The sequence below is a fragment of the Edaphobacter lichenicola genome, from assembly GCF_014201315.1.
Classification (GTDB): Bacteria; Acidobacteriota; Terriglobia; order Terriglobales; family Acidobacteriaceae; genus Edaphobacter; species Edaphobacter lichenicola_B.
The window spans coordinates 607,694-624,057 of record NZ_JACHDY010000001.1; the positions used below are offsets into that span (position 1 = coordinate 607,694).

Genomic DNA, 16,364 nt, shown 5'->3' on the forward strand with positions numbered 1-16,364 from the left:
AACGTCCAAGCACAGGTCGATCTATGAGCAAAGACACAACCCTCCCCGACAACGCCCGCCACACCCCCATCTCCATGGACGGCAACCCCACCATCGACGAGCGCGCCAATCACTGCTTCGGCTGCGGCCCCGCCAACCCCCAGGGCCTCCATCTCCACTTCACCACCGACACCTCAAACCCTCAGGCCATCACCGCCACCTGCCACTTCCAGCTCGACCGCATGCACGAAGGCCCCCCGGGCCACATCCACGGAGGCATCGTCGCCGCACTCCTCGACGAGGCAATGAGCAAGCTCAACCGTCCCCTCAACGTCCTCGCCATGACCCGTCACATGGAGATCGACTACCTCCGGCCGGTGCCGCTCTACAAGCCGTTAGTCCTCATAGGCCGCCATCTCAGCCGTCCAGCAAAGGCCGACGGCACGCCAGGCAGAAAGTTCTTCCACCAGGGCGAGATCCAGCTCCCAGACGGCACAGTCCTGGCCCGCAGCAAGGGCCTCTTCATAGCAATCGACGAGAAGCTACTAGCCGCAGGCCTAGCCCAAACTGAAACCTAGCCGTCTAAAGTCGGCCAACGGCCGAACCAAAGCCCTTCCCTCACCAAGACCGGTACACACGCCACGAAGTGGCCGCGCCACGCGAAGTGGGCCCGTCCGGCAGGACAAGCAGCTAACTACCCAGCCTCACCCCAGTACCCCTGATCCTCCAGAAAGTACTCCTCATCCCACGTATGCACCATCGTCTTGAAGAACATCCAAACCATCCGCCAGTGCCCCAGCTTCTGAAACCGCCGGTTCGTCGTCAGCACGCGCCCACGCACAATCCGAAACCGCTGCCGCGCCACACCCTTCGACAGCAGATAGTCCTCCGCAAACAGAGCCCGCTCATTGAACCCACCCAGCGCCCAAAAAACCTCGCGGTCAAACAGCATAAACATCCCCGTAGCGAACGGCTTGGTAAACGACCCCACCCTCTGCATCAAATTATTTCCCGCATACAGCAGATCGTCGAATAAACTCCCCTGCCGGCAGGCAATATTCGTCGTTGCCAGGTGCAATCCCCGCCGTTCCATCCGCCACAACGCCCGCCGCAACAGCGTAGGCTCAGGCATCTCCACATCCGCATCCAGAAACAGCACATACTTCGTACTCGCCAGCTTAGCCCCAGCATTGCGCCCAACCGAAGGCAGCCCACCCTTCACCACCTCTACTGCCAGCCGGCCGCGAAAGCCCAGTGCCATCTCCACCGTCCCGTCAGTCGAACCCGCATCCGCCACCAGCACCCGCGTCTGCGCCATCCCCGTATAGTCCTGCCTGCAAAGAGATTCCAGCAGTCTAGGCAGCATCGCCACTTCGTTCTTCGCCGGAATCACAATCGTCAGTTCACCAACCATACAGAGGCCTCCGTCGAGGCCCGCACACCGCCCCGCAAGCGCAGCTTGAAGCTGCAACCCCATTGCCCTGATAAATTGCAGTTGAATTTTCAGCCAAATTCACCCTTGCTGTCCCAAATTCGCCAACACCGCCGGCGAGCTAAAGGCAAGCTAAGATCGATCACATGCCAGCCTCCCCAGCCCTCCATCTGAACCTATGGAAGCAGCAACTCGGAGAGGTGCCCGACTCCGTATGGCAACAAACCGAGATCGAAACGCTGGTTCTAGCCGACAACGGACTCACCCAGGTCTCCGAAGAGATAAGCCGTCTTACGAAGCTTCGCATGCTGGATCTAGGCCACAACCAACTCAGCCAAGTGCCCCCCGAGATCGGCGACCTTCCCAGCCTCACCGACTTTCTCTACCTTCACGACAATCGCCTAAGTTCGCTGCCCGACTCCTATGCCAAGCTGACCCACCTGCGCTACCTCAATCTCAGCGAAAACGCATTTCACGTCCTGCCAGAGTGCGTCACCGGAATGTCTCGTCTGCAGGAGCTTCGCATCTCCGACAACTCACTGGAGTCCCTGCCCGTCTCCATCGAACGCCTCTCCCATCTCCGCGAGCTCCACCTCAGAAACAACAAGGTGAGCACGCTGCCAGACTCCATCAGCCTGATGCAGGAGCTCCGCCAGATCGATCTCCGCGGCAACCCGCTCACCGAGCTACCGCCCGCCATTGCGAGCCTCCCTCGACTAGAAAAACTAGATCTACGCTGGGTCACGACGCTGAAAGAGTGCGAATGGATAGCAGACCTCGAAGCACGAGGCTGCGCTGTATATCGTTAGCTATTCTTTTGTCCTGCCGGACGAGCCCGCTACGCGCGGGGCGGTCACTTCGTGACTTGTATACCCCTTCGGCTGGTCCTCCCGTTGGTCGGAGGAAAGTTGATTTCGACCAACGGGAGAACCGTCGAGGTTCATCCTGCCGCGACAAGGTATACGCGTCACGAAGTGACCGCCCTCCGCGCAGGAGGCCCGTCCGGCAGGACTCCAAAGCTGCTAAACTTAAAATCCTCGCGGACAATCCCGCAGCATCGTGCGCCCACCGCCGCGCACCGCCACAAGAAACCGCGCATCGCCACAAGAAACAAGGAGACACCATGGCAGACCACACCACCAACGGCAACTTCAGCTCCCCGTCTCTCCGCCTCAAGCTCGGCCTCGCCGAGATGCTCAAAGGCGGCGTCATCATGGATGTCATGAACGTCGAGCAGGCCCGCATCGCCGAAGAGGCCGGTGCCATCTCCGTCATGGCCCTCGAGCGCGTCCCCGCCATGATCCGCGCCGAAGGCGGCGTCGCCCGCATGGCCAGCCCCAAACTCATCAAGCAGATCATCGCCGCCGTCTCCATCCCCGTCATGGCCAAGGCCCGCATCGGCCACTTCGCCGAAGCCCAGGTACTCCAGCACCTCGGCGTAGACTTCATCGACGAGTCCGAAGTCCTCACCCCCGCCGACGAGACCTACCACATCGACAAGCACGCCTTCACCACGCCCTTCGTCTGCGGCGCCCGCAACCTCGGCGAAGCCCTTCGCCGCATCGCCGAAGGCGCAGCCATGATCCGCACCAAAGGCGAGCCCGGCACCGGCGACGTCGTCCACGCCGTGCAGCACATGCGCCAGATCGTCCGTGAGATCAAGGCCCTCACCGTCCTCGGTGACGAAGAGCTCTACAACGCCGCCAAGGTCCACGGCGCCCCATACGAGCTAGTAAGAATGGTCGCCAAAGCCGGCAAGCTCCCCGTCCCCAACTTCTCCGCCGGCGGCATCGCTACCCCAGCCGACGCAGCCCTCATGATGCAGTTGGGCGCCGAGACCGTCTTCGTAGGTTCAGGAATCTTCATGAAGGAGCGCGCCACTCCGCTCGACGTCGAGAACGACCCAAAGGAGCGCGAAGAGGCCGTCAGCCGTGCCCGCGCCATCGTCATCGCGACCACTCACTTCAACGACCCCAAGATCGTAGCTGAAGCCAGCGAATCAGTCATAGGCTCCATGAAGGGGCTAGCCGCAGCAGCCATCGAAGAGCAAGACCTAATGCAAACCCGAGGCTGGTAAAAAGTCCCCCCCGACCAACGGGAGGACCCATACCCCTGACCAACAAAGACCGGTACACACGCCACGAAGTGGCCGCCCGAATCGGGGTCCCCACGAACAGGTCTTCGTTCGTGGGGTGGCAAGCGTAGTGGGCCCGTCCGGCAGGACAAGCCTCTCCCTGCTCTTTACTGAAAGTTCTTAAGCGGCTCCCAGGGCAAAACCACGATCGTCTTCCCCTGCCAGTACCCCATCACCCCACGCGACAGAATCCTGCCACTGGTCTCCATCTCGACAGCAAAGCGATGTTCCGACATGAACTGACTCGCCCCCGCCGCAGTCGGAAACACCACGAACTCCTCAGGATGCTCCGCAACATCTCGCCGCAGACTAGCCTGCAGCGCGGCCGCATCTCCCACCGGCGGCGCAGCCACGATCCGTCTCTCGGCAACAGCGTCAGGTCGAACCAGCGGCGCAACCGACGCCCCAGCCGACAGACCCATCAGCAAAAACACGACGCACGAACTAACCATGGCCCGATGAACTCGCACCCCCTATCTATAGCGAAACAGCCTCCCCGAAGCCATCCCCCAAACGGTGCATCCCGCGCCAGATCTTCACTTGGCCAATCCGCCCGCACTAAAACGCCCAACGCTGTCCTGCCGGACGAGCCTCCTGCGCGGAGGGCGGGCGTTCGTACGCCTTTTTAGAGCTTCGCCCGGTCCTCACGTTGGTCGGAGGGAACATGATTCCGACCAACGGGAGGACCGATGCAGATCGTTCCGCCAAGACCGGTATACACGCCACGAAGTGGCCGCCCGAATCGGGGTCCCCACGAACAGGTCTTCGTTCGTGGGGTGGCAAGCGTAGTGGGCCCGTCCGGCAGGACACAGTCTTTCAGCGAATATTGAAGTCCTGAACGATCTCGCGCATCATCCATCCCGTGGAGAATGCGGGCAAAACCGGTTGTCAAGCCCGAAATTCCCATAAGCCCTTCAATAAACTACAGTTACGAGTGGCGTATTGGGGTGATCCAATCCTTTATACTTAGGTTAGGCAAGTCTTTACCTGCAAGAACCGACAGAAAGGACGAAAGCCTCCATCAACCGGAGCTAATGCCTTCCGCAAGAACACTTTACAAGTAAGTCCTTGCTTTGGAAGACTTTGCAGTGTTAGGTAACCTACAAGCTGTTCATAACAGATACTTTACGCGTGAGACCCAGGGGGAGGGGATATGACACGGCAACCAGCTCCGAAACATCACGCGCCCACCCTCGGCATCCTGGCTCTCCAGGGCGCCTACGAGGCCCACGCAAAGACCCTGGCCACCCTTGGCATTGCCACAAGACTCATCCGAACCCCCGACCAGCTCTTCACCCCCGACGGCCACTCCAGCATCGACGGCCTCATCATCCCCGGTGGCGAGTCCACCACCATGCTCAAATTCCTCGAGCGCAACGGCTTCCTCGACTCCCTCACCACCCTCGTCCGCACCATCCCCACCTTCGGAACCTGCGCCGGAGCCATCCTCCTCGCCAACGACGTCCAAAATCCCGCCCAAATCTCCCTCGCTGCCCTCGACATCACCATCGAGCGCAACGCCTACGGCCGCCAGTTGGACTCCACCATCCTCACCGCCCCCACCAAACTCCCCGGCGGCCCCCTCGAGATGGTCTTCATCCGCGCCCCCCGCATCACCGGCACCGGCCCTCAGGTCGAAATCCTGGCCACCCGCGACGACTTCCCCGTCCTCGTCCGCCAGGGTCACCTCCTCGCCGCAACCTTCCACCCCGAGCTGGGCCACGACCCCCGCGTCCACCAGCTCTTCCTCGACATCGTCTCCTCGACCTCGTCCAAAGCCATCTTAGCGTCGGCTCCTTGAAAACACAGACTCCTGAAAACACAAGTTCCTGAAACCAAACCCCAAAGCCGCTAATGGATCCCGCATCTAGGCCAAATCTTTATGACTTCTTTACGCCGTCGTAACTAGCATTTGTGTATATGAGTTCCAGCCTCGGCCAGACGGATGTCCTCAAGAACGGAAGATCCGAAGGTCAGTTCCTTCTCTTCACCGGCAAAAAAACGCAGCTCGACAGCATAGCCAATGCAGTCGACATTGACAGGCTCGCTCCTCTTCTGGTCGGAATGGCTGCAGCCATCATCATCGTCATCCTCTACGCATTCCTCCTCGGCAAGCTAGGCTGAAGCGCTAAGCAAGGCTGAAGGCTCTCCTCTCACCTCGCGGACAAGATATCCTGCACAGGTGATCTGCTCCCGCCTTACGAGCGCCTGTCTCCCCAGCCTCTGTCTCCGCAGTCTCTGGCTCGATCACGCCGCAATCCGCAGCCCATGGCTGTTACCCAGAGACGCCAGCGCCCACGGCCTCGCCCTCGATCACCACCTCCTCCTCAACCTCTGGATTGCCCTCGCTCTCCTCGCCCTCGCCCACCTCATCCTCCTCATCGGCCTCCTCGCCCGGCGCCACTCCGAACCAACCCAGCTCTGGCGCATCGAGTACCTTCCGCTCGCCGCCCTCGCCCTCCTCTTCGCCGCCCTCACCCTCAAGGCCGAGCGCCTCTGGGCCTCCTCCCGCTACACCGGAGCCTCCCCCACAGCCCTCCAGGTCGAGGTCACCGGAGTCCAGTTCGCCTGGTACTTCCGCTATCCCGGTCCCGACGCCACCTTCGGCCTCACCAACCCCAGCCTCGTAGCCCCCGGAGAAGGCAATCCCCTCGGCCTCAGCTCAACCGACCCGCACTCCGCCGACGACTTCGTCTCCTCCCAACTCGTCCTCCCCGCCAACCGTGAGGTCGACCTCCGCCTCCGCGCCCAGGACGTCATCCACGGCTTCTCCATCCCCGAAATGCGCCTCAAGCAGAACGCCGTCCCCGGCCAGACCATCCACCTCCACTTCACCCCTACGACCCCCGGCACCTACGCCATCCTCTGCACCCAGCTCTGCGGCCTCGGCCACTACCGCATGAACGCCACGCTCCTCATCCTGCCCCCCGACCAATTCGCAACCTGGCTAGCCGCAAAACAAAAGGCGGCCCCATGACTCCCCCCTTCAACACCCCACCAGCGCAACCGCACCCCGCAAGCTCCACAAGTCCAAGGCTCCGCGCCGCCCTCTTCTCCACCGATCACCGAGTCATCGGCATCCAGTACCTGGTCCTCGCACTCATCGCGGTAGTCATCGGCACCCTCCTCTCCCTCCTGATGCGCATCCACCTCGTCTGGCCCGACTGGCCTCTCCCCCTCCACGGCCCAATCCTCCCCGAAGACTACCTGGCGCTCGTCACCATCCACGGCACGATCATGCTCTTCTTCGTCCTCACCACCGCGCCCCAGGCCGGCTTCGGCAACCTCATCCTCCCCGCGCAGATCGGTGCTCGCAGCATGGCCTTCCCTGCCCTCAACGCCGCCAGCTTCTGGCTCACCGCCGCCGCCCTCCTCATTCTCCTAAGCTCCACCTTCGTCCCCGGCGGAGCCGCCATCTCCGGCTGGACCGCCTACCCACCCCTAAGCGCAGTCGCAAGCTCTGGCCCCGGCCAGGCCCTCGGCATGGACCTCTGGCTCACCAGCATCGCCCTCTTCGCCATTGCCTCCACGGCGAGCTCCATCAACACCCTCACCACCATCCTCCGCAACCGCTGCCACGGCATGACCTGGGAGCGCCTCCCTCTCACCGTCTGGGGATGGTTCACCGCCGCTCTGCTCAGCATCATCGCCTTCTCGGTCCTGCTCGCCGCCATCCTGCTCCTCTTCTGCGACCGCCATGCCGGCACCAGCTTCTTCCTCCCCACCGGCGACCTGGTCAACGGCATCCTGCACCAGGGCGGCAACGGCAGCCCCCTCCTCTGGCTCCATCTCTTCTGGTTCTTCGGACACCCCGAGGTCTACATCGCCATCCTCCCCGGCATGGGCCTCACCTCCATGCTGCTCGCGAACTTCAGCCACCGCCGAGTCTTCGCCTATCGCACCATGATCACCACTACCCTCCTCATCGGCCTCCTCGGCATCCTTCTCTGGGGACACCACATGTTCGTAGCCGGCCTCAACCCCTTCGCCAGCTCCGCCTTCTCCATCTCCACCATGGCCATCGCGCTCCCGGCTGCTGCCAAAGTCCTAAGCTGGCTCGCCACCATCTGGCGCTCCAGGCCCAGCTACAAAACCCCCATGCTCTTCGCCCTCGGCTTCGTCAGCCTCTTCCTCACCGGAGGCCTCACCGGCCCCATCCTCGCCCAGCCCATCCTCGATGAGTACCTCCACAACACCTTCTTCGTCGTCGCCCACTTCCACCTCATCATGGCGATGGCCGGCATCTTCGGCCTCTATGCCGCCACCTACTACTGGTTTCCCCTCCTCACCGCAACCAGCCAACACCCCGGCCGCCTCCTCTCCGAACCCCTCGGCCACCTCCACTTCTGGTGCACCCTCCTCGGAGCCTACGCCGTCTTCCTTCCCATGCACCTCACCGGCCTCGCCGGCGAACCCCGCCACTACGGGCAGCTCACCGGAATCCCCGGCCCAGGCGGCTCCCTCAGTCCCGCCGGAGCACTCCTCTCCCACACCCTCCCCCTCAACCGCTTCATCACCTACGCCGCCATCTTCCTCGCCACCGCGCAGCTCATCTTTCTCTTCAATCTCGCCCGCAGCCTGCGCAAAGGAAAGATTGCATCGTCTAACCCCTGGCAAGCCACGACGCTCGAATGGCACCCCTCCATGAATCCTTTCCCCCCACTACCCGCATCCGATACACCAGAGATCTCCGTACACCGTGCTCCATGTCACTATCAACCATGTCACTATCAATCCAACAAGGTTGAAGTTTCGTTCCTGCCACAATGGGCGCCCATCCCATTCGAGCAAGATGAAATCGAAGACGTCACAGACACAAAACCGGAGTAAGCTGTCCAATACGCGTGCACTCAGAGGGCAACTTCATGCCGGCAACCATCACTCCCAATAAAACCGAGCAGGAACGAAAACGCCGCGTTGAAGACCACGACAACGGCTCAGGCCGACGCCCGCCAACCGACAAACGAACCGGCGGCGGCGGAGACAACGACAACTGGAACGATCGCCCCAACGGTCGACGCGGCCCCTATGAGCGCCTCCATCGCTACCGCATGGGCCTCTTCTTCGCCCTGGCCAGCGATCTCATGTTCTTCGTCGCCATCGTCAGCACCTTCTTCGTCAACCAGTCCACCGGCCACTTCGACGCCTACAACCACTACGTCAACGAGTGGCTCCCCACCACCATCCCCCCCATCCTCTGGCTCAACACCGCCGTCCTTCTCCTCAGCTCCGCCGCCATTGAGTTCGCCCGCCGCAACATGTTCCGCGAGACCGACGTCATGGACGAGTGGCTGGGCCTGGGAAAGCCGATCACCCGCCGAGCCCGGCCCTGGATCTCCGCAACCATTGCGCTCGGCTTTCTCTTCCTCACCGGTCAGTGGATCGCCTGGCGTCAGCTCGCCCTCCAGCACATCTTCTTCAAGACCAACCAGAGCAGCCACTTCTTCTACCTCATCACCGGCGTCCACGCGATCCATCTCTTCCTTGGCATCACCGCCCTCATCACCGCCTTCACCGGCCTCTACGTCTCCCGCCAGCTAGAAACCCGCCAGATCCTGGTCGACGGCGCAGCCTGGTACTGGCACGCCATGGGCCTCCTCTGGCTCTTCCTCTTCACCCTCCTCGTCTTCTTCCAATGAACTGCATCTCGCGAAGAACTCTCATCGCATGCATTCTCTTCGCGGCGTCACTCACAAGCCCCGCGCCAACCCACGCCCAGGGTTGCACGCAATGCCAGGACAACACCGCCGCAACCCCACCAAAAACCCAGGCCGCCTACCGCCACGCCATCATTCTGTTAACCGCAACGGCCAGCAGTGTCTTCCTCGGTTCCCTCTTCCTCTTCAAACGCCACCGCTAGCTCGACCTTCAGATCTCTTCCCCTAGGAGAACTCCAAAGATGACACGCGACCAAAAATACAAAGCGTTTCAAGCGCTTCATCAGCGCCCGGGAGCCTTCGTGATTCCCAACCCATGGAACGCCGGTACCGCAAAGATCCTCGCTGCACTCGGCTTCGAAGCCCTCGCCACCACCAGCGCTGGCTTTGCCTTCTCCGTCGGATATCAGGACTCCGCACCAGAGCTCACTCGTGAGCACCTTCTCGAAAACGCACGCGAGATCGCAGACGCCACCACACTCCCCGTCTCAGCAGACCTCCAGAACGGATTCGGCCACTCCCCTGATAGCTGTGCGGAGACCATCCGATTTGCCGCTGCTACCGGACTCGTCGGCGCATCGATCGAAGACGCCACCGGCGATCCATCCAATCCAATCTACGAACTGCAGGCGGCCAAGGATCGGATTGTGGCAGCGTCCGAAGCTGCCCATCGCCATCAACTCCTCCTCACCGCGCGAGCCGAAAACTTTCTTCACGGCAAACCTGATCTTGACGACACCATCCGTCGCCTCCAGGCCTTCGACGACGCGGGCGCCGACGTTCTCTACGCACCCGGACTCCCCACCCTTGAAGCGATCCGAACGGTCTGTGCCTCCGTCTCCAAACCGGTCAACGTCCTGATGGGTCTCAAAGGAGCAACCTTCTCCGTCGAGGAGCTTGCCGCCGTCGGTGTCAAGAGAATCAGCGTAGGTGGAGCATTCGCCCGCGCCGCATTTGGCGCATTCTTACGAGCAGCCCGCGAAGTGAAAGACCAGGGCACCTTCAGCTTCGCAGCGGACGCCATTCCGAGCGCAGAGATGGCCCATTACATGACCGAACACAAGCGCTAACTCTTGCGTTCCACGCCTCTGCCGTCATCCTGACCCTAAGCTTGTCGAAGGGAAAGGAATCCGAAGGTCACCAAGCCTCTGCTGTCATCCTGAGCGCAGCGAAAGATCCCGAGGGTCTCTCCACCCTTCACAACCTTCCGAACCTTTCTACCCAAACGTTCCGCATAAATACTCGCCGGTATCCAGACGGAGCAAGAGACCGTTAGCGGCGTTTCTTGGGAGCGGCCTTCACTGCCTTCTTCGCAGGAGCATGATGCTTCGCAGGAGCATGCTTCGCCGCCGCCTTCTTCGCAGGAGCAGCCTTTGCCGCGACCTTCTTCACAGGCGCATGCTTCTTTGCCGGAGCATGCTTCTTTACAGGAGCCTTGGCCGCAGCCTTCCCTGGAGCTTTCTTTGCGACAGCCTTCACCGGAGCCTTCTTCGCAGCCTTGACGGCCTTCTTCGCCGGCGCCTTCGTTGCTACCTTCTTCGCAGCGGTCTTTGCCACCACCTTCTTGGCCGCGACCTTCACCGGAGCCTTGGCAACCGCCTTACCCTTCACCGGAGCAACAGCCTTAGGGACTGGTGCAGCCTTCTTCGCAACAAGCTTCAGCGGCGCAGCAACCTTCACTGGCGCAGTAGTCTTCATTGGCACAGCAGCCTTCGCCACGCCACTCTTCGCAGGCGCTGGAGAACCCGCCTGAACTTCGTTCGTCTCCGCAGCCGCAACAGCCTCAGCATCTCCATTCGCATCCACCGCAGCAGCCTTCTTGCGGCTCTTGGCAGGCTTGGCATCCTTCTTCGCCACGCGCGGCCTGCGCAGATGAACCGGCGGAGGAGGAGCTGGCGGCGAGTAAGGCTCAAGATAAGCCTTCATCTCCTCAACCGTTCCCAGCTTGCCATCCATCAGCTCAAAGAAAAGTTTGTCCAGCAGCTCGCCATACCCAGGCAGTTCAGGAACGATCCGCATCTCCTGCATCAACGTATAAGGCAGCCTCTGCTTCGCGTGAGCCCACTCGGTAAAGAATCCCTTGAACTTGTTCTGAATTCCAGCGTTCTTCGACGTATGCGCCACCCACAAGATCGACTCCGGCTTCGCCGAGTGCAGCAGCTTCCACGCCTGCGAAGGCGACGCCGCGCCCTTGCCCGAGAACTCCGTCGCAAACGCCTTCGCCTCGTCCTCCAGCGTCTCGATCTCGTGCACGAACCCCTGCCGCGCAAAGCTCTTCTTCAGCGCAGCCACTTCCTTCGGAGCCATCTTCGCCGTCAGGTAAGGAAAATTAGCAACCGCCGCCTCAGGATGAATCCCCTGCATCTGCAACTGCGACTGCACATCCCGCAGCTTCTCCAGCTCCGTCACATTCGCCTTGGCCGACGACAGCGCCGGGAACAGATCCTTCATCCACCCCTCGGCCTCCAGCTTGCGCAGCACCCGCAGCGGATCCTCCTCGTGGAAGATCTCCTCGGTCTCATACCCCCGATGAAACTCTCCCATCGCCGAGATGTACCCCTCCTGCTTGCCCGTCTCATACCGCGCCTGAGTCTTCTCATCCATCTGCCAGCCCAGCCGGGCCATCAGCCGCGCAGCACGAATCATCCTCACCGGATCTTCGATGAACCCATAGTTGCTCACCAGCCGCAGCTCGCGATTCTCAATGTCCGCCACCCCGTTCAGCGGATCCATCAGCAAGCCATACGAGCCGTCATTCAGCGAGAGCGCCATCGCGTTCGCCGTGAAGTCCCGCCGCCGCAGATCGTCCAGGATCGTTGCAGCCTTGACCACCGGCTTACCCGGCTTCGGATAAGTCACCGTCAAAGTGCTGCCAATCTCCATCCTCACACCACCGGGAAACCGCACAAACAGCGCCTGTCCGGCCTCGTTCTCCCCGGTGATCACGGCATGAGCTTTCTCTAAATCTTTCTTCAGCTTGAGAGCGTTTCCTTGAACCACTACATCCAGATCCCGCACTGGCGATCCGCTGGTCATGTCCCGCACCGCGCCCCCCACCAGAAACACGGTAAGTCCTTTGGCGCGAGCCACTTCGCGTACTGCCAGCAGCGAGTCACGCTGCGCTTGAGAGAGGCGATTTTCGAGCAGGTAGATGTAGTCGGCCATAACTGGTACTTTTACTCCAAGCCGGTTCAAACCGGACCGCCGCAACCCATCGAAGCCCCCTCCAACTCCAGGCTAAGCTCCGACGAATCAAGCGTTTATAATGGTGAGCACAGGTAAACGCAAAAGGCCAATGTAACACAGCATTAGCGAATTGACTACTCCGATTGCACCTTTTTCGTTGCTCTAACCCCTGGTATGCGACAATCCGCGAGTCCTTATGTCCTCCGCGCACAAGAAGGTCATCGTCCGCCGCTTCACCGGAGACACCCTCCCCGGCTACCTGCCGCTCGCCGGCTTCACGCGCAACCGCATCGTCGACCTCCTCGACCTCGAAGGGCGTGTCATCTCCCTTTCCATCAACGACATAAAGCACATCTGCTACGTCCGCGACTACAACCTCCACGACACCGCCAACCCCGAACGCCTCACCCGCCGCACCTTCCTCGCCAAGCCCCGCACCGAAGGCCTCTGGCTCCGCCTCACCTTCCGCTCCGGCGACCTCCTCGAAGGCCTCGCCCCCATCGACATCACCCTCGCCGACGACCTCATCAACGACACCGGCCTCCAGCTCACCCCACCTGACGTCCGCTCCAACACCCAGCGCATCTTCGTCCCGCGCACCTCCATCACTGACCTCCAACTTCTCGCCGTCATCACCACCCCCTCGCGCCGCAAACCCCTTCCCGCCTCATCGGTCCCCAGCCTCCAGGAGGACCTCTTCACCAACCTCATCCCACCCAACACCCGCCCCAACTGAATCCAGACTCTGTCCTGCCGGACGGGCCTCCTGCGCGGAGAGCGGGCGTTCGCACGCCCGTTTAGAGCTTCGCGTGGTCCTCCCGTTGGTCGGAATCATCTCCCTTCGCGACCAACGGGAGCGCCAACCAAAGGGGTATACCCGCCACGAAGTGGCCGCCCCGCGCGCAGTGGGCCCGTCCGGCAGGACAGCACGCTCCACCAGCCCGTTCCATTACAATCCACCCCATGCCATCCAGTCCGAAATCGGTAACTCTAGCCGAACTGGCCGACCACCTCGGCGCCACCCTGCACGGCGATCCCGCCGCCAAAATCACCCAGGTAGCCGGCATCGAAGCCGCCACAGCCGGAGCCCTGGCCTTCGTCGCCAATCCAAAGTACGCCTCCCTCGCCCACACCACCCAGGCCACCGCCGTCCTCGTCGAACCCGACTTCCCCCAGATCCCCGCCCACACCCTCCGCCTCAAAAATCCCTACCTCGCCTTCGCCCGCGCCATCGAGCTCTTCTATCAGCCTCCCACCTACGCCCCCGGCATCCACCCCACCGCAGCCATCGCTCCCACCGCGCGAATAGGCGCCAACGCCCACATCGGCGCCTACGCCGTCATCGGCGATCACGTCACCATCGGCGACAACGCCGTCATTCTCCCCCACGTCGTCATCTACCCCCACGCCGGCATCGGCGACAACCTCTTCGCCCACGCCCACGCCATCGTCCGCGAACACTGCCAGCTAGGCGACAACGTCACCCTCCAGAACGGAGCCATCGTCGGCGCCGACGGCTTCGGCTTCGCCCGCCAATCCGACGGCACCTGGTACAAGATCCTTCAATCCGGCCCCGCCATCCTCGAAGACAACGTCGAGATCCAGGCCAACGCCTGCATCGACCGCGCCTCCATCGGCGAAACCCGCGTCCACGCCGGTGCCAAGATCGACAACCTCGTCCAGGTCGGCCACGGCTCCACTGTAGGCGAGAACACACTCCTCTGCGCCCAGGTCGGCCTCGCAGGCTCCACCATCATCGGCAAAAACGTCATCCTCGCAGGCCAGGTCGGCGTCGCCGGCCACTGCACCATCGGCGACGGAGCCATCGCCACCGCCCAAAGCGGAATTCCCAACGACGTAGCCCCCGGAAAAGTCGTCAGCGGCTATCCCGCCATCGACAACCGGCAGTGGCTTCGTTCCGTCGCGCTCTTCAATCGCCTTCCCGAACTACTACGCGACATTAAGTCGAAACTAAAATAACCATCCACCAGGTGACCCTCGTCGTATATAAATCAAAGAGGTACTTGGGGGTAGGACATGATGGAACCTCCCGAAAGTCTCCGCAACGGCACGAACGAGATGCAAAGCACCACCACCCAACCCGTTCGCGTCCTTCTGCTCGATGACGAACCCACCAATCTCCATCTCCGCTCCGCCATCCTGCGCCAGCACGGCTACGAGTGCGTTCCCGCCTCCACCATCGAAGAGGCAACCGACCTCTTCAACAACATCGACATAGCCGTCCTCGACTATCATCTCGGAGCAGGCCAGTTCGGCACCGAGGTCGCAGCTCTCCTCCGCCGCCGCCGGCCCCACGTCCCCATCATCATTCTCTCGGCCACTATCGATCGCTACTTCGGCGGCGTCGAAGACATGCATCTCCTCAAGGGCCACAGCTCCGTCGAAGATCTCCTCGACGCCCTCAGCTCCCTCGAAGCGAAACGCCGTGGCGCACCAGTCGTCGTCGATGCCCGCGACTTCTTCTACTCCCGCATCGCCATGGCTATCGGCACCGATGTCCTCGTCCAGATCTTCGACGAGAAAGGCATCTGGCAGTACTGCAACGACAGCGTCGCCGAATACCTCGGCCAACCTCGCGAGTGGTTCATCGGCCGCAGCGTCTTTCAGGAGATGCGTCCCTTCATGCGCGACTGGAGCGACGTCCTCCAGACCGTCTGCCTCACCCGCGAGACCTACATTGACCGCACCCATCGCGGCCTCCTCGCCCAACCCCGACCGCAGGAGCCACAACTCACCTGGAGCGTCCTCGCCTTCCCCATCACGTTACACGACAACCGCTCCGGAGCCGTCCTCACCGCCCGCATCCTCGACAAGCCCCCCACCCGAACCTCCGAACTTCTACCCTTCCTCTAAAAAATCTTCATATTCCACCTCTGAGGCTGGTGTAAAGATCAAGAATTTCATTAGCGATCCGACTAGCGTCCTGGTCGCTTATTTTTCTTGTAGTGGCCTCAATCCTGCCTTCATTCCCTACAGCATGATTCTTGGTCAGATTTCGAATTATCGAACTAAGAGCCTCTTCATATTGCTTGGGCAGTTCGTTATTCGATGGAAGGCTACACAAACCCGTTGCAGCACTTACGAGGCGCTCCTGAAGCGTTCCCCCGCTCGTCGTGAGCGCACGGATAGCCAGCCATAGTTTTTCTCTCACGTTCCTCGAACTCATTAGTTCTCCTTCAAATGACCTGATAACGGACAACTGGCAGATATAAAAACTACCCTCAGGGCAAATTGGCAGATTCCCGCCCTACTTACTCGAACACGGCATGTTTGCTTTTAGCTCATCGAGCATGACCGCTACAGCCGGATCGCGACGAAGCCGGAAATTAGCTTGAAGTCTGTCGTTAAGCATTGTTGACACACTCAAAGGATTAATTAGGCGCTGATCGCCACACAAAACTGGTTTTCCTGTTTGTTCCGACACGAAAAGCACGGCGCTAAGAAACCCCGCCTGATACTGGGAACACGAACTAAACGCGATATCTCCGGCGTGGCACATATCTATGAGTTCCCCTGCGGATACATGGTTTTGAATGCGACTTTGACCTTTTCGCTTTGAACAGTTGTGATCCCTGATGAGCAGCGTAGCCAAAACGGTATGCGTTTCTTCAGTACGTGCTTTTGGATTTGTCTGGACCTCATGCGCAAATTCATAGATCAAGTCTGAGATGTCGCCACAAAGACCATCACCAGCGTCGCCTTTCGAATCAGTGGCAAAGATAAGGTCTAGCGTGTGGGCAAACCCAGCAAAATAGATCTTGCAGTCGGCCTGTTGCTCAGGATCTGAACAGACAAGCGCCTCCATGTTGGCTGGAATGTGATTGTATGTCGTCTGTGCATCAGCCTGCTTCGACTGAAGCCCTCCCGCTTGAGGAGCATTCGCAAGCGCGAACATTAGGCATAAAGAAAAGAGGACCGAGCGCATGTAAAACAATCTACGCTAAGGACCAGCATC

At 60.9% G+C, this 16,364-nt stretch carries 17 protein-coding genes; 13 read left to right on the forward strand and 4 right to left on the reverse strand.

Features of this window, described 5'->3' with window-relative positions:
- The first annotated feature begins 23 nt into the window (after nt 1-23).
- The gene (locus HDF09_RS02525) at nt 24-557 is read left to right on the forward strand and encodes a PaaI family thioesterase (RefSeq protein WP_183760962.1); all 534 of its coding nucleotides are present in this window, start codon (nt 24-26) and stop codon (nt 555-557) included.
- 116 nt (nt 558-673) lie between these two features.
- Here the strand turns inward: HDF09_RS02525 and HDF09_RS02530 are convergent, their stop codons facing one another.
- Nucleotides 674-1,393, reverse strand: coding sequence for a glycosyltransferase (locus HDF09_RS02530; protein WP_183760965.1), 720 nt, complete (start codon nt 1,391-1,393; stop codon nt 674-676).
- Nucleotides 1,394-1,557: 164 nt separating this feature from the next.
- Here HDF09_RS02530 and HDF09_RS02535 point away from each other — a divergent pair, with 164 nt between their 5' ends.
- Nucleotides 1,558-2,220 carry a leucine-rich repeat domain-containing protein gene (locus tag HDF09_RS02535; RefSeq protein WP_183760968.1) on the forward strand — a complete coding sequence of 221 codons (663 nt, stop codon included), beginning with the start codon at nt 1,558-1,560 and terminating at the stop codon, nt 2,218-2,220.
- 314 nt (nt 2,221-2,534) lie between these two features.
- Nucleotides 2,535-3,488, forward strand: a complete 954-nt coding sequence (gene pdxS / locus HDF09_RS02540) for a pyridoxal 5'-phosphate synthase lyase subunit PdxS (RefSeq protein ID WP_183760971.1) — start codon at nt 2,535-2,537, stop codon at nt 3,486-3,488.
- 164 nt (nt 3,489-3,652) lie between these two features.
- Here the strand turns inward: pdxS and HDF09_RS02545 are convergent, their stop codons facing one another.
- Nucleotides 3,653-3,997 carry a hypothetical protein gene (locus tag HDF09_RS02545; RefSeq protein ID WP_183760974.1) on the reverse strand — a complete coding sequence of 115 codons (345 nt, stop codon included), beginning with the start codon at nt 3,995-3,997 and terminating at the stop codon, nt 3,653-3,655.
- Nucleotides 3,998-4,698: 701 nt separating this feature from the next.
- Here HDF09_RS02545 and pdxT point away from each other — a divergent pair.
- The 7 genes from pdxT to HDF09_RS02580 all read left to right on the forward strand — a co-directional run bounded on the left by pdxT (nt 4,699) and on the right by HDF09_RS02580 (nt 10,272).
- Entirely contained in the window at nt 4,699-5,346 is a 648-nt protein-coding gene (pdxT, locus tag HDF09_RS02550) for a pyridoxal 5'-phosphate synthase glutaminase subunit PdxT (RefSeq protein WP_183760977.1), read from the forward strand.
- 119 nt (nt 5,347-5,465) lie between these two features.
- A complete protein-coding gene (locus HDF09_RS02555; protein ID WP_183760980.1) occupies nt 5,466-5,669 on the forward strand; it encodes a hypothetical protein in 204 nt (67 codons plus the stop codon).
- A gap of 58 nt (nt 5,670-5,727) precedes the next feature.
- On the forward strand, nt 5,728-6,522 hold the full coding sequence (locus tag HDF09_RS02560) for a cupredoxin domain-containing protein (protein ID WP_311718453.1): 795 nt from the start codon (nt 5,728-5,730) through the stop codon (nt 6,520-6,522).
- Nucleotides 6,519-8,375, forward strand: a complete 1,857-nt coding sequence (locus HDF09_RS02565; protein WP_183760983.1) for a cytochrome c oxidase subunit I — start codon at nt 6,519-6,521, stop codon at nt 8,373-8,375. Before HDF09_RS02560 ends, HDF09_RS02565 begins: the two co-directional genes overlap by 4 nt.
- A gap of 35 nt (nt 8,376-8,410) precedes the next feature.
- Nucleotides 8,411-9,184, forward strand: coding sequence for a cytochrome c oxidase subunit 3 (locus HDF09_RS02570; protein ID WP_183760986.1), 774 nt, complete (start codon nt 8,411-8,413; stop codon nt 9,182-9,184).
- Nucleotides 9,181-9,405 carry a hypothetical protein gene (locus HDF09_RS02575; RefSeq protein ID WP_183760989.1) on the forward strand — a complete coding sequence of 75 codons (225 nt, stop codon included), beginning with the start codon at nt 9,181-9,183 and terminating at the stop codon, nt 9,403-9,405. The genes HDF09_RS02570 and HDF09_RS02575 overlap by 4 nt, the downstream gene beginning before the upstream one ends.
- 39 nt (nt 9,406-9,444) lie before the next feature.
- Nucleotides 9,445-10,272, forward strand: coding sequence for an isocitrate lyase/PEP mutase family protein (locus tag HDF09_RS02580; protein ID WP_183760992.1), 828 nt, complete (start codon nt 9,445-9,447; stop codon nt 10,270-10,272).
- A 202-nt stretch (nt 10,273-10,474) separates the two neighbouring features.
- Here HDF09_RS02580 and HDF09_RS02585 read toward each other — a convergent pair whose 3' ends face one another.
- The gene (locus HDF09_RS02585; RefSeq protein ID WP_183760996.1) at nt 10,475-12,367 is read right to left on the reverse strand and encodes a CCA tRNA nucleotidyltransferase; all 1,893 of its coding nucleotides are present in this window, start codon (nt 12,365-12,367) and stop codon (nt 10,475-10,477) included.
- Between the two features lie 217 nt (nt 12,368-12,584).
- On the opposite strand from HDF09_RS02585, the gene HDF09_RS02590 reads away from it, so the two are divergent.
- The 3 genes from HDF09_RS02590 to HDF09_RS02600 all read left to right on the forward strand — a co-directional run bounded on the left by HDF09_RS02590 (nt 12,585) and on the right by HDF09_RS02600 (nt 15,262).
- A complete protein-coding gene (locus tag HDF09_RS02590; RefSeq protein WP_183760999.1) occupies nt 12,585-13,124 on the forward strand; it encodes a DUF6982 domain-containing protein in 540 nt (179 codons plus the stop codon).
- Nucleotides 13,125-13,351: 227 nt separating this feature from the next.
- Complete coding sequence (lpxD, locus tag HDF09_RS02595) at nt 13,352-14,368, forward strand: UDP-3-O-(3-hydroxymyristoyl)glucosamine N-acyltransferase (RefSeq protein ID WP_183761001.1); 1,017 nt, start codon at nt 13,352-13,354, stop codon at nt 14,366-14,368.
- Nucleotides 14,369-14,425: 57 nt separating this feature from the next.
- Complete coding sequence (locus HDF09_RS02600) at nt 14,426-15,262, forward strand: response regulator (RefSeq protein WP_183761003.1); 837 nt, start codon at nt 14,426-14,428, stop codon at nt 15,260-15,262.
- 394 nt (nt 15,263-15,656) lie between these two features.
- Here HDF09_RS02600 and HDF09_RS02605 read toward each other — a convergent pair whose 3' ends face one another.
- Nucleotides 15,657-16,304 carry a hypothetical protein gene (locus HDF09_RS02605; RefSeq protein WP_183761005.1) on the reverse strand — a complete coding sequence of 216 codons (648 nt, stop codon included), beginning with the start codon at nt 16,302-16,304 and terminating at the stop codon, nt 15,657-15,659.
- Nucleotides 16,305-16,364 lie beyond the last annotated feature (60 nt).

Excerpts from the sequence above, each read along its gene's own strand:
- HDF09_RS02525 (WP_183760962.1), top strand. The coding sequence starts at position 24 with ATGAGCAAAGACACAACCCTCCCCGACAACGCCCGCCACACCCCCATC.
- HDF09_RS02530 (WP_183760965.1), bottom strand. The coding sequence starts at position 1,393 with ATGGTTGGTGAACTGACGATTGTGATTCCGGCGAAGAACGAAGTGGCG.
- HDF09_RS02535 (WP_183760968.1), top strand. The coding sequence starts at position 1,558 with ATGCCAGCCTCCCCAGCCCTCCATCTGAACCTATGGAAGCAGCAACTC.
- pdxS (WP_183760971.1), top strand. The coding sequence starts at position 2,535 with ATGGCAGACCACACCACCAACGGCAACTTCAGCTCCCCGTCTCTCCGC.
- HDF09_RS02545 (WP_183760974.1), bottom strand. The coding sequence starts at position 3,997 with ATGGTTAGTTCGTGCGTCGTGTTTTTGCTGATGGGTCTGTCGGCTGGG.
- pdxT (WP_183760977.1), top strand. The coding sequence starts at position 4,699 with ATGACACGGCAACCAGCTCCGAAACATCACGCGCCCACCCTCGGCATC.
- HDF09_RS02555 (WP_183760980.1), top strand. The coding sequence starts at position 5,466 with ATGAGTTCCAGCCTCGGCCAGACGGATGTCCTCAAGAACGGAAGATCC.
- HDF09_RS02565 (WP_183760983.1), top strand. The coding sequence starts at position 6,519 with ATGACTCCCCCCTTCAACACCCCACCAGCGCAACCGCACCCCGCAAGC.
- HDF09_RS02570 (WP_183760986.1), top strand. The coding sequence starts at position 8,411 with ATGCCGGCAACCATCACTCCCAATAAAACCGAGCAGGAACGAAAACGC.
- HDF09_RS02575 (WP_183760989.1), top strand. The coding sequence starts at position 9,181 with ATGAACTGCATCTCGCGAAGAACTCTCATCGCATGCATTCTCTTCGCG.
- HDF09_RS02580 (WP_183760992.1), top strand. The coding sequence starts at position 9,445 with ATGACACGCGACCAAAAATACAAAGCGTTTCAAGCGCTTCATCAGCGC.
- HDF09_RS02585 (WP_183760996.1), bottom strand. The coding sequence starts at position 12,367 with ATGGCCGACTACATCTACCTGCTCGAAAATCGCCTCTCTCAAGCGCAG.
- HDF09_RS02590 (WP_183760999.1), top strand. The coding sequence starts at position 12,585 with ATGTCCTCCGCGCACAAGAAGGTCATCGTCCGCCGCTTCACCGGAGAC.
- lpxD (WP_183761001.1), top strand. The coding sequence starts at position 13,352 with ATGCCATCCAGTCCGAAATCGGTAACTCTAGCCGAACTGGCCGACCAC.
- HDF09_RS02600 (WP_183761003.1), top strand. The coding sequence starts at position 14,426 with ATGATGGAACCTCCCGAAAGTCTCCGCAACGGCACGAACGAGATGCAA.
- HDF09_RS02605 (WP_183761005.1), bottom strand. The coding sequence starts at position 16,304 with ATGTTCGCGCTTGCGAATGCTCCTCAAGCGGGAGGGCTTCAGTCGAAG.